The sequence below is a fragment of the Mesorhizobium sp. M0152 genome (assembly GCF_040322415.1).
Lineage (GTDB): Bacteria > Pseudomonadota > Alphaproteobacteria > Rhizobiales > Rhizobiaceae > Mesorhizobium.
Genome location: NZ_JAMYTH010000001.1, coordinates 216363 through 228852, shown reverse-complemented (window position 1 = coordinate 228852; position 12490 = coordinate 216363). Strand labels below are relative to the sequence as shown.

General features: G+C 60.9%; 12 protein-coding genes and 1 pseudogene. 11 read left to right on the top strand and 2 right to left on the bottom strand.

From position 1 onward, the window contains the following. The first annotated feature begins 49 nt into the window (after positions 1–49). A complete protein-coding gene (locus tag NKJ26_RS01100) occupies positions 50–778 on the top strand; it encodes a Crp/Fnr family transcriptional regulator (protein WP_352693061.1) in 729 nt (242 codons plus the stop codon). On the opposite strand, the gene NKJ26_RS01095 is transcribed toward NKJ26_RS01100, so the two are convergent. Further along, positions 775–1188, bottom strand: coding sequence for a hemerythrin domain-containing protein (locus tag NKJ26_RS01095; protein WP_352693301.1), 414 nt, complete (start codon positions 1186–1188; stop codon positions 775–777). The two genes, NKJ26_RS01100 and NKJ26_RS01095, sit on opposite strands and share 4 nt — an antisense overlap. A gap of 252 nt (positions 1189–1440) precedes the next feature. On the opposite strand from NKJ26_RS01095, the pseudogene ccoN reads away from it, so the two are divergent. The 10 genes and pseudogenes from ccoN (at position 1441) to NKJ26_RS01045 (ending at position 11751) form a co-directional block, all read left to right on the top strand. Beyond that, a pseudogene (ccoN, locus tag NKJ26_RS01090) lies at positions 1441–3050 on the top strand (cytochrome-c oxidase, cbb3-type subunit I). 11 nt (positions 3051–3061) lie between these two features. Next, positions 3062–3793: a cytochrome-c oxidase, cbb3-type subunit II gene (ccoO, locus tag NKJ26_RS01085; RefSeq protein WP_352693059.1), complete on the top strand. Its 732-nt coding sequence runs from the start codon at positions 3062–3064 to the stop codon at positions 3791–3793. 12 nt (positions 3794–3805) lie between these two features. Continuing rightward, positions 3806–3955 (top strand): cbb3-type cytochrome c oxidase subunit 3, encoded by a 150-nt coding sequence (locus NKJ26_RS01080; RefSeq protein WP_127297376.1) that lies wholly within the window; start codon positions 3806–3808, stop codon positions 3953–3955. Between the two features lie 2 nt (positions 3956–3957). Beyond that, the gene (ccoP, locus tag NKJ26_RS01075; RefSeq protein WP_352605122.1) at positions 3958–4821 is read left to right on the top strand and encodes a cytochrome-c oxidase, cbb3-type subunit III; all 864 of its coding nucleotides are present in this window, start codon (positions 3958–3960) and stop codon (positions 4819–4821) included. 215 nt (positions 4822–5036) lie between these two features. After that, positions 5037–6596 carry a cytochrome c oxidase accessory protein CcoG gene (ccoG, locus tag NKJ26_RS01070; protein ID WP_352693057.1) on the top strand — a complete coding sequence of 520 codons (1560 nt, stop codon included), beginning with the start codon at positions 5037–5039 and terminating at the stop codon, positions 6594–6596. Continuing rightward, complete coding sequence (locus NKJ26_RS01065; RefSeq protein WP_352693055.1) at positions 6593–7090, top strand: FixH family protein; 498 nt, start codon at positions 6593–6595, stop codon at positions 7088–7090. The genes ccoG and NKJ26_RS01065 overlap by 4 nt, the downstream gene beginning before the upstream one ends. Then, complete coding sequence (locus NKJ26_RS01060; RefSeq protein WP_352693053.1) at positions 7087–9375, top strand: cation-translocating P-type ATPase; 2289 nt, start codon at positions 7087–7089, stop codon at positions 9373–9375. The genes NKJ26_RS01065 and NKJ26_RS01060 overlap by 4 nt, the downstream gene beginning before the upstream one ends. Then, complete coding sequence (ccoS, locus tag NKJ26_RS01055) at positions 9372–9527, top strand: cbb3-type cytochrome oxidase assembly protein CcoS (RefSeq protein WP_027027706.1); 156 nt, start codon at positions 9372–9374, stop codon at positions 9525–9527. Before NKJ26_RS01060 ends, ccoS begins: the two co-directional genes overlap by 4 nt. A gap of 196 nt (positions 9528–9723) precedes the next feature. Next, on the top strand, positions 9724–10830 hold the full coding sequence (nirK, locus tag NKJ26_RS01050) for a copper-containing nitrite reductase (RefSeq protein WP_352693051.1): 1107 nt from the start codon (positions 9724–9726) through the stop codon (positions 10828–10830). A 51-nt stretch (positions 10831–10881) separates the two neighbouring features. Then, positions 10882–11751, top strand: coding sequence for an SUMF1/EgtB/PvdO family nonheme iron enzyme (locus NKJ26_RS01045; protein ID WP_352693049.1), 870 nt, complete (start codon positions 10882–10884; stop codon positions 11749–11751). Positions 11752–11820: 69 nt separating this feature from the next. Here NKJ26_RS01045 and NKJ26_RS01040 read toward each other — a convergent pair whose 3' ends face one another. Then, positions 11821–12318 carry a cytochrome b gene (locus tag NKJ26_RS01040; protein WP_352605134.1) on the bottom strand — a complete coding sequence of 166 codons (498 nt, stop codon included), beginning with the start codon at positions 12316–12318 and terminating at the stop codon, positions 11821–11823. Positions 12319–12490 lie beyond the last annotated feature (172 nt).

Here is a 12490-nt window from a genome sequence, read left to right as displayed (position 1 = left end):
CTCCGGCGATGGTACGTTGCCGGCACATGGAATCCTTTGGAAGATCAAGATGACGGTGCGCCAGGACATTCACAGTTCCGGCATCCCAGTGCTTTGCCAGTCTTGCGAGGCACGGCACCGCGGCGTTTGCGGCGCGCTCGATCCCGAGCAATTGGTAGGCCTCGCCAAGATCTCATCGAAGCACAATGTTGAACCGGGCGTGGAGCTGATTGGCGACGCGGAGACCGTCGACAGTTATTCCAATGTGCTTTCCGGCGTGGTGAAGCTCACCAAGAGCCTTTCGGATGGACGCCAGCAGATTGTCGGCCTGCAGTTCGCCCCCGATTTCCTGGGAAGGCCCTTCAAGGTGGAAAGCGCGATCAACGCCGAAGCCGCAACCACCGTTTCGTTGTGTTCGTTTCCAAAGGCCGCCATCGAGCGCATGATGAAGGAATCGCCACAGCTCGAGCATCGTCTGTTCAAGCAGACGCTCAATGAACTCGACGAAGCACGAGACTGGATGGTGACGCTGGGTCGCAAGAGTGCTTCGGAAAAGGTGGCGAGCTTTCTCCTGATGATCGCAAGAAACATCGATCCCGCGCTTGACCCGGCGGCCCAGTCGACAACCTTTGACCTGCCGCTGACGCGCGCTGATATCGCCGATTTTCTCGGCCTGACGATCGAGACGGTCAGCCGCCAACTGACCAGGCTGCGAACAGACCGCGTGATCCGGATCGACAGCACCCGGCACGTGACGGTGGAGAACATGGGCCGGCTGGAACGCCGCTCCGGTGCCTAAGGGTCGTCGACCCCGATCATCGGCAAGACGTGCTCGCGTTCGAAGGCGATATGTCGGCGCAAGCTTTCGAAGAAGCCGCGCAGCATGAAGCCGACAGCCTCGGCATTGTCGACTTTCTCGCCGTGGCCCATCGCCAGCAGGATTTCAGTCACCTCGCCGGCAAAGCATTCGTCCTCGACGTGCTCGGCGCGCAACCGACGAGTTGAAGCAAGGTTGGCATCGCTGCCGGTCAAAGCAGCCTCGTAGGCCGGAAAGATAACCGTCTCCTCGTATTGATGAATGTTGCGTAACAGCGGAACGATCGCGTTTGCTGCTGCCAGGCATGCCAGACTATCGACCCTGGGCAGGGTGTCGCCTATTCTTTCCAAGGCATCGCAGAGCTTCAGCTTTTTCAGATGCGCACGTTTCACAATCGCCGCTGGAACTGCTTCTCTGCCAGATCGAACTGTCGGTATCGAACTGTCACGGCCCGTGTCGAACAGCGACGATCGCAGCTCCCTCTCCCTGTTCAAAGACAGTCTCCTGATCGTTTGCCGGAGCGACGCTGCCCAATCCAAAAACAAATGGCTTTGACATAGATCAAGGCGGCGACAACGCGGCTGCTGAATTGGTGTCAAGCGGATTGGCATCCGCGCATCGGAATCCGACGTCGGGGACAAGTCATGAAGTTCGGCACGCAAATCTTCGCCTTGGGCCTGTTCACATTTGCGGCTCTCGTGGCAGCGGGGTTCGGTGTGGACGAGCCATTCCGGCAGCATATGTGGGTCCTGTTTTTCGTGCTGCTCGGCTTTGTCGCCATCCTCATCCGCAACACGAATTTCGAAGTGGCTGCTCCCATCGACCCGTCCGCCTACATGGATGGGCCAATCCGCTATGGCGCCATCGCCACCATGTTCTGGGGTGTCGTTGGCATGCTGGTCGGGGTGGTCATCGCGCTGCAGCTCGCCTACCCCGACCTCAACATCCAGCCCTGGTTCAATTTTGGCCGTTTAAGGCCATTGCATACGTCGGGCGTCGTCTTCGCCTTCGGCGGTAATGCGCTGCTCTGCACGTCATTATACGTTGTGCAACGCACCTGCCGCGCCCGGCTGTTCGGCGGCGATCTCGGCTGGTTCGTGTTTTGGGGCTACCAACTGTTCATCGTCATGGCCGCGACCGGTTACCTGCTCGGCATCACCGAGAGCCGCGAATACGCAGAGCCCGAATGGTATGTGGACATCTGGCTGACCATCGTCTGGGTCGCTTATCTCATCCTGTTCCTCGGCACGATCCTGAAGCGCAAGGAACCGCACATCTACGTCGCCAACTGGTTCTACCTGTCCTTCATCGTGACCATCGCGATGCTGCATGTGATCAACAACCTGTCCATGCCCGCCTCCTTCCTCGGCTCGAAGAGCTATTCGGCTTTCTCCGGCGTCCAGGACGCCCTGACGCAATGGTGGTACGGCCACAACGCCGTCGGCTTCTTCCTGACCGCCGGCTTCCTCGGCATGATGTACTATTTCGTACCCAAGCAGGCGAACCGGCCGGTCTATCCTACCGCCTGTCGATCGTCCACTTCTGGGCGATCATCTTCCTCTACATCTGGGCCGGGCCGCATCACCTGCACTACACCGCCCTACCCGACTGGGCGCAGACGCTCGGCATGGTGTTTTCGATCATGCTGTGGATGCCGTCATGGGGCGGCATGATCAATGGCCTGATGACGCTGTCCGGCGCCTGGGACAAGCTGCGCACCGATCCGATCATCCGCATGATGGTGATGGCCATAGCCTTCTACGGCATGTCGACTTTCGAGGGTCCGATGATGTCGATCAAGACGGTCAACTCGCTGTCGCACTATACCGACTGGACCATCGGGCATGTCCATTCGGGCGCACTCGGCTGGGTTGGCATGATCTCGTTCGGCGCGATCTACTACATGGTGCCGAAGCTCTGGAACCGCCAACGGCTCTATTCGCTGCGGCTCGTCACCTGGCACTTCTGGCTGGCGACCCTCGGAATCGTCGTCTACGCCGCAGTGATGTGGGTGTCCGGCATCATGCAGGGCCTGATGTGGCGCGAATACGACGAGCAGGGTTTCCTGGTCTACTCCTTCGCCGAAACCGTGGCCGCCATGCACCCCTACTACATCATGCGCGCCATCGGCGGGGCCATGTACCTCTCCGGCGCCCTGATCATGGCCTGGAACATCGCCATGACTATCCTCGGCTACCAGCGCGAAGAACAACCGATGCCGGGCTCCCTGCCCGTCCCGCAGCCTGCCGAATAAGGAACCAGACAATGGGCTTGATGGACAAACACGCGCTGATCGAGAAGAACGCCACGCTTCTGCTCGTTGGATCGCTGCTCGTGGTCACCGTGGGTGGCATCGTGGAGATCGCACCGCTCTTCTACCTCGACAACACGATCGAGAAGGTGGAAGGCATGCGCCCCTACTCGCCACTCGAACTGGTCGGGCGCAACATCTATGTGCGCGAGGGCTGCTATCTCTGCCACAGCCAGATGATCCGCCCGTTCCGTGACGAGGTCGAGCGCTATGGGCATTACAGCCTGGCGGCCGAGTCGATGTATGATCATCCCTTCCAATGGGGATCGAAGCGCACGGGACCGGACCTCGCCCGGGTTGGCGACCGCTATTCCAATCCATGGCACGTCGATCACCTTTCGGATCCGCGTTCGGTGGTGCCAGAGTCAATCATGCCGAGCTATGCGTTCCTCAAGGCCACGCCGATCGCGGTGAAGGACTTCTCGACGCATCTGGTCGCCAACAGGCGCGTCGGCGTCCCCTACTCCGATGACATGATCGCTCACGCCAATGCCGATTTGATGGCGCAGGCCGACCCCAACGCAGACACGTCCGGCCTTGAGGCCCGCTACCCGAAAGCCAAAATCGGCGACTTCGACGGCAACCCGCAACAGGTGACCGAAATGGATGCGCTGGTCGCCTATCTGCAAATGCTCGGCACACTGGTCGATTTCAAGAATTACGACGAAGCCGCCGGCTACCGCTGAGGAGTTTTATCAATGGATTACAATTTGATGCGGGAGTTCGCTGACAGCTGGGGTCTGGTCGCCATGGCTCTGTTCTTTGTCGGCGCGATCGCGTTTTCCCTTCGCCCTGGCAGCCGCAAGCTGGCCGACGAAGCTGCCCGGATTCCCCTTGAGGACGAGTGATCATGAGCGACGAGCACATCGACGAAATCTCCGGTATCTCGACCACGGGCCACGAATGGGACGGCATCCGCGAGCTGAACAACCCGCTTCCGCGTTGGTGGGTCTGGACGTTCTACATCACCATTGCCTGGGCGATCGGATACACCATCGCCTATCCGGCATGGCCGTTGCTGCATTCGGCAACAAAGGGCGTGCTCGGCTATTCTAGCCGCAACGAAGTCAAGAACGAGCTGTCGGCGGCGGAAGCGGCGAAGGGCAAATATGTCGCGGCAATAGAGTCGAAAAGTGTTTCGGAGATCGCGGCCGACGATACGTTGCGCGAATTCGCCGTCGCCGCCGGCGGCGCCGCGTTCAAGCTCAATTGCGTGCAGTGCCACGGTTCCGGCGCCCAGGGTTCCAAAGGCTTCCCCAACCTCAATGACGACGACTGGCTGTGGGGCGGCAAGGCGGACCAGATCCAGCAGACGGTCACGCATGGCATCCGCTTTGCTTCCGATCCGGATACGCGCCTGTCGGAAATGCCGGCCTTTGGCGACATAATCACCGCCGACCAGATCAAACAGGTCAGCGCCTATATTGCCAGCCTGTCCGGAACTGTCAGCGATCAATCGTTGGTCGAGTCCGGGGCCAAGGTCTTTGCCGAAAATTGCGTCGCCTGTCATGGCGACAATGCAAAGGGCAACAAGGAGCTCGGCGCTCCTGATCTGACCGATGCCATCTGGCTTTACGGACCGGGCGAAGCGGCCATTGCCGCCCAGGTCACGGCGCCGAAACAGGGCGTGATGCCGGCCTGGGGCGCGCGTCTGGGCGAAACAAGGGTCAAGGAGCTGGCGGTCTACGTGCATTCGCTAGGCGGTGGAGAATAGGAACGGGGGTATTCTCCGGCCCTTACCGCCCAAGCGACGAGGCCCGGCTCTGCCGGGCCTCGATCTGTTTGCGTGTAGCCGGCGATTGACCTGCATCAACGCGGCGCAATCCAGTCGGCGGCACAATCCGCTCGACGCCGTATTTCGCTGACCTGTCTGTAGCCAGTCAGGACATCTGCCCGGCGAAATCACAAGCTCCGCGACGGGAGAAACCAGTGCTGGACAACACGAAGGTAGAACGGCTCGAAGCCGAAGCGGTCAACTCCGCCAAGGTGCGCCAGCCAATGTATGCCGCGCGCAAAAAGATCTTCCCGAAGCGCGCCTCGGGCAGCTTTCGCCAGTTCAAATGGCTAGTGATGGCAATCACGCTTGGCATTTACTATCTGACGCCGTGGCTGCGCTGGGACCGTGGGCCGTTTGCCCCGGACCAGGCCGTGCTGCTCGATGTCGCCAACCGGCGTTTCTACTTCTTCTTCATCGAGATATGGCCGCAGGAATTCTACTATGTCGCCGGCCTCCTGGTCATGGCCGGCGTCGGTCTTTTCCTGATCACATCGACTGTCGGCCGTGCCTGGTGTGGCTATACGTGCCCGCAGACCGTGTGGGTCGATCTGTTTCTGGTCGTCGAGCGGGCCATCGAGGGCGACCGCAATGCGCGCATCAAGCTCGACGCCGGTCCCTGGACTGGCCGCAAGCTCGTGCTGCGGGCATCGAAACACGCCATCTGGCTGATCATAGGGGTGCTGACCGGCGGCGCCTGGATCTTCTATTTCGCAGACGCGCCGACGCTGCTTGGCGAACTCTTCACCGGCACGGCAGCGCCAGTCGCCTACATCACCGTGGCCGTTCTGACGGCGACGACCTACACGTTCGGCGGGCTCATGCGCGAGCAGGTCTGCACCTATATGTGCCCATGGCCGCGCATCCAGGCGGCCATGCTCGACGAAAGTTCGCTCACCGTCACATACAATGACTGGCGCGGCGAACCGCGCACCCGTCACACCAAGAAGGTCCAGGCTGCCGGACAGCCAGTCGGCGATTGCGTCGACTGCAATGCCTGCGTGGCTGTCTGCCCGATGGGGATCGACATTCGCGATGGCCAGCAGCTCGAATGCATAACCTGCGCGCTCTGCATCGACGCCTGCGACGGCGTGATGGACAAGCTCGGCAAGGAGCGCGGCTTGATCTCCTACGCGACACTCTCCGACTACAATGCCAACATGATGCTGGCGACCGCGGGCGGCGCCTGTTCGGTCAATCCGTCATTGGTCAGGACGGATGACGGCCTGTTTTCGGACAGGGTGGCGCATTTCCATGTCCGTAAGATCTTTCGGCCACGCACCTACGTCTACATGGCCATGTGGTCGCTGATCGGCCTGGGCCTGGTCTTTTCGCTGATGACGCGCGACCGGCTCGAGATCAATGTCTTGCACGACCGCAATCCACAATTCGTGACGCTGTCCGACGGCTCGACCCGCAATGGCTATACCGTCAAGCTGCTGAACATGATCCCCGAACCAAGAACGATCATCGTCAGCATTGGGGGTTTGCCAGGCGCAGAGATGAGCATCGTCGGTGTCGACCTCCCCGCCGATCGCTCTTTCGCGGTCCAGGTCGAACCCGACCGGCTGAAGATGTTGAAGGTTTTCGTGCGCCTGCCTGCTGATCAGATCCATGGCGAGGCGCAGACCTTCACACTCCGTGTCGAGGACAAAGCGAGTTTCGAGTCGAACGAATACACCGCCACCTTCAACGCACCGGAGATCGCCAGATGAGCGCCACCACGCGAAAATCCCGTGAATTCACCGGCAGGCACATGTTGGCCATCATCCTTGCTTTTTTCGGTGTGGTCATCGCGGTCAATCTGACCATGGCGACGCTCGCCAATACAAGCTGGACCGGCCTCGTTGTCGAAAACACCTATGTCGCCAGCCAGCAATTCAACAGGAAGGCCGAGGAAGGACGCGCGCAGGCAGCCCTCGGCTGGACGGGCAAGCTGACCATTGCATGGGGCGAAGTCCGCTATGGCGTCACCGACGCCGCCGGCAAGGCGGTTCCCTTGCATGGCGTCAAAGTGCTGTTTCGCCATCCCGCTTACGAGAAAGAAGATGAGTCCATCACGCTCGCCGCCGCCCCAGGTCAGGAGTTTGCAGTGCAGCACATGCCAAGGGACGGTGTGTGGATCGTCGAAATCGACGCCGATGCCGGTATGGCAAGGCCTTTCCGCGACGTGCGCAGGATCATGATCTCCGATGGAGCGCTGAAATGAGCTGCTGTGCACCGGGCGCGGAAATGGCGATGGATCTGGTCGGCACCACTTCAGCCCTGCCCTCCAGTCAGGAAGTCAGGCTGGCGAGCCGATCGCTTGGCGATGGTCTCCATCAGACCGACCTTTCGGTCCCGACGGTTCATTGCGGCGCCTGCATTCAGACGATTGAGACGGCGTTGGGAGAACTTGATCATGTCGAGGCCGCACGCGTCAACCTGTCAACGAAGCGTGTCTCGGTCCGATGGCGCGGAGACGAGGTTCCACCATTGGTCGCGGTGCTGGGGCGGCTCGGCTACCAGGCGCATTTGTTCGAAGCCGACACCGATACAAAGGACAAGACGCTCTCGGAGCTCATCCGCGCCGTCGCTGTTGCCGGCTTTGCGGCAGGCAACATCATGCTGCTCTCGGTATCGGTCTGGTCCGGCGCCGAAGGTGCGACCCGCGACCTGTTCCACTGGGTCTCGGCGCTGATCGCCATACCCGCACTCGCCTTCGCCGGCGGCATCTTCTTCAAGTCGGCCTGGAATGCACTCCGCCACGGCCGCATGAACATGGACGTGCCGATCGCCGTCGGTGTGTCGCTGGCCTACGCCATGAGCCTCTATGAGACGATCACCCATGGCGACCACGCATATTTCGACGCATCGGTGTCGCTGCTGTTCTTCCTCCTGATCGGTCGTACGCTGGATCACGTGATGCGCGAACGCGCCCGCACCGCCGTCAAGGGCCTCTCACAGCTCGCTGCGCGTGGCGCCATGGTGCTGCGCGGTGATGGCGCACGCGACTATCTGCCCGTGGGCGAGATCGAACCGGGCATGCTGTTGCTGATTGCGGCCGGCGAAAGGATTCCCGTCGATGGCAAGATCGCGCGCGGGACATCGGACGTCGACTGCTCTCTGGTCTCGGGCGAGAGCACGCCCAGAAGCGTGGCGCCAGATGATACAGTGCAGGCCGGCGTACTCAATCTCACCGGCCCGCTGACGATCGAGGCCACAGCTGCCGCCAAGGATTCGTTCCTGGCGGAAATGGTACGCCTGATGGAAGCCGCCGAAGGTGGTCGCGCGCATTACCGCCGGATCGCCGATCGCGTTTCAGCGCTCTATGCCCCGGTGGTGCATCTCACCGCCTTCGTGACATTCCTCGGCTGGATTGCGGCGACCGGCGACTGGCACCGGGCCATAACCATCGCCATCGCCGTTCTCATCATCACATGCCCATGCGCGCTCGGCCTCGCCGTGCCGATCGTCCAGGTGGTCGCCGCACGGCGTCTGTTCGAGCATGGCATCATGGTCAAGGATGGCTCGGCCATGGAGCGCCTGGCAACAATCGATACAGCGGTGTTCGACAAGACCGGAACGCTCACCCTCGGACAACCACGGCTCGTCAACGCGGCTTCGCTCGATCCGGAAATGCTGGCGATTGCGGCCGGCATGGCCGTACATTCGCGTCATCCCTTTTCAAAGGCCATAGCCGGTTTTGCCACTGCTGGCGGGCAACACGAATTCGATGCCGTCAGCGAGCATCCCGGGTTCGGTATCGAAGCCACTGAAGCCGGAACCACCTGGCGACTGGGCCGGCGCGGATGGGCTGGATGGAAGGCTCGGACCGGTGGCGAAGGCAAGCACGGCTATGGCGGAACGGTTCTGACAAGGAATGGACTGGTTGTTGCTAACTTCGCTTTCCACGATGCACTGCGTGCCGGCGCCAAGGCGGCTGTCCAGCAATTGAACGACGCTGGGATTTCGGTGGAAATACTGTCGGGTGACACCGCAGGCGCCTGCGCCGAAGTCGCGAAAATGCTGGGTGTCGGCGACTTCGTTCCGTGCCTGCTGCCGTCCGGCAAGGTCGAACGCATCGAGACCGTGGCGAAAGACGGACATAGAGTTCTGATGGTTGGCGACGGTCTTAACGACACGCCAGCACTCAGCGCGGCACATGTCTCGATCGCTCCAGCCACCGCAGCCGACATTGGCCGCAACGCAGCCGACTTCGTGTTCCTGCGCGAAAGCCTTCTGGCTGTGCCTTTGGCGATAGACGTCTCGCGCAAAGCGGGAAGCCTGATCCGGCAGAACATCGCGATCGCCATTGTCTACAATGCTGTCGCGGTTCCGATCGCGATCCTCGGGCACGTCACCCCCTTGATCGCGGCGATCGCCATGTCGGCCTCATCGCTGCTTGTCATTGGCAATGCGCTGCGTTTGCAGGGTTCCATGCCAAGTTCGCTGGCGAAAGAAGTGCGGCCCTCCAGACGGTCCAACATCAACGAGTTGGCCCAATCCTCATGACAACCCTTGCCTATCTCATCCCTGTCGCCCTCTTCCTTGGCGCACTTGGCCTGGGCGGCTTCCTGTGGGCGTTGAGGAGTGGCCAGTACGAAGATCTTGACGGAGCCGCCGAGCGGATCCTCATCGATCGGGAAGACCGGCCGGAGCGCTGATCCGGTCCGCTGGCTGGCACTAGGTCTGGCGAGTCGCGCCAACACCTCTTCCCTCCTGCTGGATCCCGCAACTGCGCTTTTCGTCCCGTTTCTTCCTCGACACCGAACTCCGCCAATTTGCGCCAGCGCAAAGAGACGCTGCGTCAGGTCAGATACTGTCTGCTCATCCGCAACGGTTGAGAGATAGGAGACGGACATGTTGACGCGACGCGAAGCCCTGTTTGGAGCAGCGATTGGCGCTGCCGCCGTGGCGACACTGCCGGCATTTTCGGCAACGGTGACAAAGGCCGAGATTCGCGGGCTCGCCCGCGAAAGGATCAAGCTGGTGGCACCGCCTTTTGTGCATGCGCACGACCAGATCGCCAAGGACGGACCGAAGATCTTCGAATTCACCATGACGATCGAGGAGAAGCCGATGGTCATCGACGCCGACGGGACGCAGCTCAACGCGATGACCTACAACGGCTCGATCCCGGGCCCGCTGATGGTCGTCCACCAGGACGATTATGTCGAACTGACCCTCGTCAATCCGGACACCAACTCGCTCGCCCACAACATCGATTTTCACGCAGCCACAGGTGCGCTGGGCGGCGGCGGCCTCACCTTGATCAATCCAGGCGAACAGGTGACGCTGCGCTTCAAGGCGACGCGGACGGGAACGTTCGTCTATCACTGTGCACCTGGTGGCGCGATGATCCCTTGGCATGTCGTTTCCGGCATGAACGGCGCCATCATGGTGCTGCCGCGCGACGGGCTCAGGAACGACAAGGGCAAGCCGGTCAAATACGATAAGATCTTCTACATCGGCGAGAGCGACTTCTACATTCCGCGCGACGAGAAGGGCAACTACAAGACCTACGAGTCGGCAGGCGACGGTTACGACGACATCGTCAAGGTCATGCGCGGGTTGATCCCGACGCATGTGGTGTTCAACGGCAAGGTCGGTTCGTTGACCGGCGACAACGCGATGAAGGCGAAGGTCGGCGAGACCGTGCTGATCGTCCATTCGCAGGCCAACCGCGATACGCGGCCGCATCTGATCGGTGGCCACGGCGACTATGTCTGGGAACAGGGCAAATTCGCCAACCCGCCGGCCAAGGATCTGGAAACCTGGTTCATCCGTGGCGGCTCTGCCGGCTCGGCGCTCTACACGTTCCTGCAGCCCGGCGTCTACGCTTACGTCAATCACAACCTGATCGAGGCCGTGGAACTCGGGGCGACCGCTCACTTTATGGTCGAGGGCGAGTGGAATGATGATTTGATGACGCAGGTCGAGGCGCCCAAACCCATCGCTACCAACTGATGGATCTCCATTTGCCCGGACAGTGTCGCTGTCCGGGCAAGGACAACAGCCATGTCCCCTTACATCCTGAAATTTGTCGCGGTCGCCATGGCAGCGACTTCCGTGCCGGTGGGCTTGTCGATCAAGGCAGCCAGTTGGCACCGGCCGCCCCACGCCGTAGCTGTCACGACGACTTTGCTGTCCGGCTCCATCACCTATCCGATACCCGGCGAGTTCCTGAAGGACGGCCACCCGCAGGCCAATCCCCGCCTTAAACGCCAGCTCGACCAACCGCTCGAAATCATGACCTATCAGGTCAGCGCGGAAGACTATGCAGATTGCGTCGCTGAAGGCAGCTGCCAGCCGGCACAGGAGACGCGCACGATCCCCGCCAGCGCTCCCGTGACCGGCGTCAGCTATCTCGATGCCAACGCATACGCCCGATGGTATTCGCAAGCGACCGGTGACCAATGGCGGCTGCCATCCGACGAGGAATGGGCATTTGCCGCGGCGGAGCGGTTCGCAGGCGAATTCGAGGGTGTCGAAAACGACGCCCGCAACCCCGCCAGACGTTGGCTCACCAGCTACAAGGCCGAGGTCGACCTCAATCGCAAACCGGACCCGCTGCCAAAGAGCCGTGGCTCGTTTGGTGTGAATTCCCTGGGGCTCGCCGACTTTTCCGGCAACGTCTGGGAATGGACGTCGACCTGCTACGTCCGCACCACGCTGGCTGCAAATGGCGGCAGTGTTGCGAGTTCGGTCGACAATTGCGGCGTCCACGTCCTTGAAGGCCTTCACCGGGCCTACATGTCCAATTTCGTCAGCGACGGAAGAAGCGGCGGCTGTGCCGTCGGCACGCCGCCCGACAATCTGGGGTTCAGGCTGGTCCGAGCCTCGCCAGGTTGGGCGAACAAAGTTCTCGCGCATCTGGGCGTGATCTGACGGGAAAGTCCCCGTCAGAGTCTGGCAATCCGATCTGCCGGTGACGCCAGAATGTTTCACAGGCCAGACCTATCGGCCGGGCGACAGCATCCGCTTGAGCGTGCCGTCACGAAGCCAGTACTGGTGAAACAGTGCCGCCAAGGCATGGACGGAAATCAGGACCATAAACACTGGCTTGTTGAGCGAATGGATGTCGCCCCATGGGTCGCCAACGTAGAAGGCAAGAAGCCCCACAAGGGGCGTTGCGAGCAAGAGCAGATAGAAAAGGCCGTGCGAGATCTGCGCGGCGATCTGCATCCAGCGAGTGCCGCCTTCCGCAGGCTTGGGAGTACCCGACACCAGGCGCATGACCAGCCGGGCTATCACGAGGACCAGGATCGAAATCCCGACCCAGTAATGGGCGGAGCCCAATGTCTGGTCGGCTGGGGAGACCGCGGTTCCCTCTTCAGCCGCGTCAACCACGGTTGTCATGCTCTCGCCGAAGAACAGCTGGAATAACACCAACGATGCTATGATCCAATGAAGCGCGATTTGATAAGTTGAATAGCCAAGTCTGGTTTCAGACATTTTGATTCCCTGACGATTAAAACAGCTGCGCAGTCGCGATACTGATTAACATGGGAACCTTGGCTCAATTGGGCTCGAATCCTCCCGCAATTGTGGCCAAAAGCTTACAGATATGGTGTAGGCCCGCAGACGTAGAATTGCCGTGACTTGCATGTCCAAAAGAAAAGGGCCG

Bases quoted from the DNA above. Each gene is read 5' to 3' on its own strand.
- NKJ26_RS01100 (WP_352693061.1), top strand. From the start codon at position 50: ATGACGGTGCGCCAGGACATTCACAGTTCCGGCATCCCAGTGCTTTGC.
- ccoO (WP_352693059.1), top strand. From the start codon at position 3,062: ATGGGCTTGATGGACAAACACGCGCTGATCGAGAAGAACGCCACGCTT.
- NKJ26_RS01080 (WP_127297376.1), top strand. From the start codon at position 3,806: ATGGATTACAATTTGATGCGGGAGTTCGCTGACAGCTGGGGTCTGGTC.
- ccoP (WP_352605122.1), top strand. From the start codon at position 3,958: ATGAGCGACGAGCACATCGACGAAATCTCCGGTATCTCGACCACGGGC.
- NKJ26_RS01065 (WP_352693055.1), top strand. From the start codon at position 6,593: ATGAGCGCCACCACGCGAAAATCCCGTGAATTCACCGGCAGGCACATG.
- NKJ26_RS01060 (WP_352693053.1), top strand. From the start codon at position 7,087: ATGAGCTGCTGTGCACCGGGCGCGGAAATGGCGATGGATCTGGTCGGC.
- ccoS (WP_027027706.1), top strand. From the start codon at position 9,372: ATGACAACCCTTGCCTATCTCATCCCTGTCGCCCTCTTCCTTGGCGCA.
- nirK (WP_352693051.1), top strand. From the start codon at position 9,724: ATGTTGACGCGACGCGAAGCCCTGTTTGGAGCAGCGATTGGCGCTGCC.
- NKJ26_RS01045 (WP_352693049.1), top strand. From the start codon at position 10,882: ATGTCCCCTTACATCCTGAAATTTGTCGCGGTCGCCATGGCAGCGACT.
- NKJ26_RS01040 (WP_352605134.1), bottom strand. From the start codon at position 12,318: ATGTCTGAAACCAGACTTGGCTATTCAACTTATCAAATCGCGCTTCAT.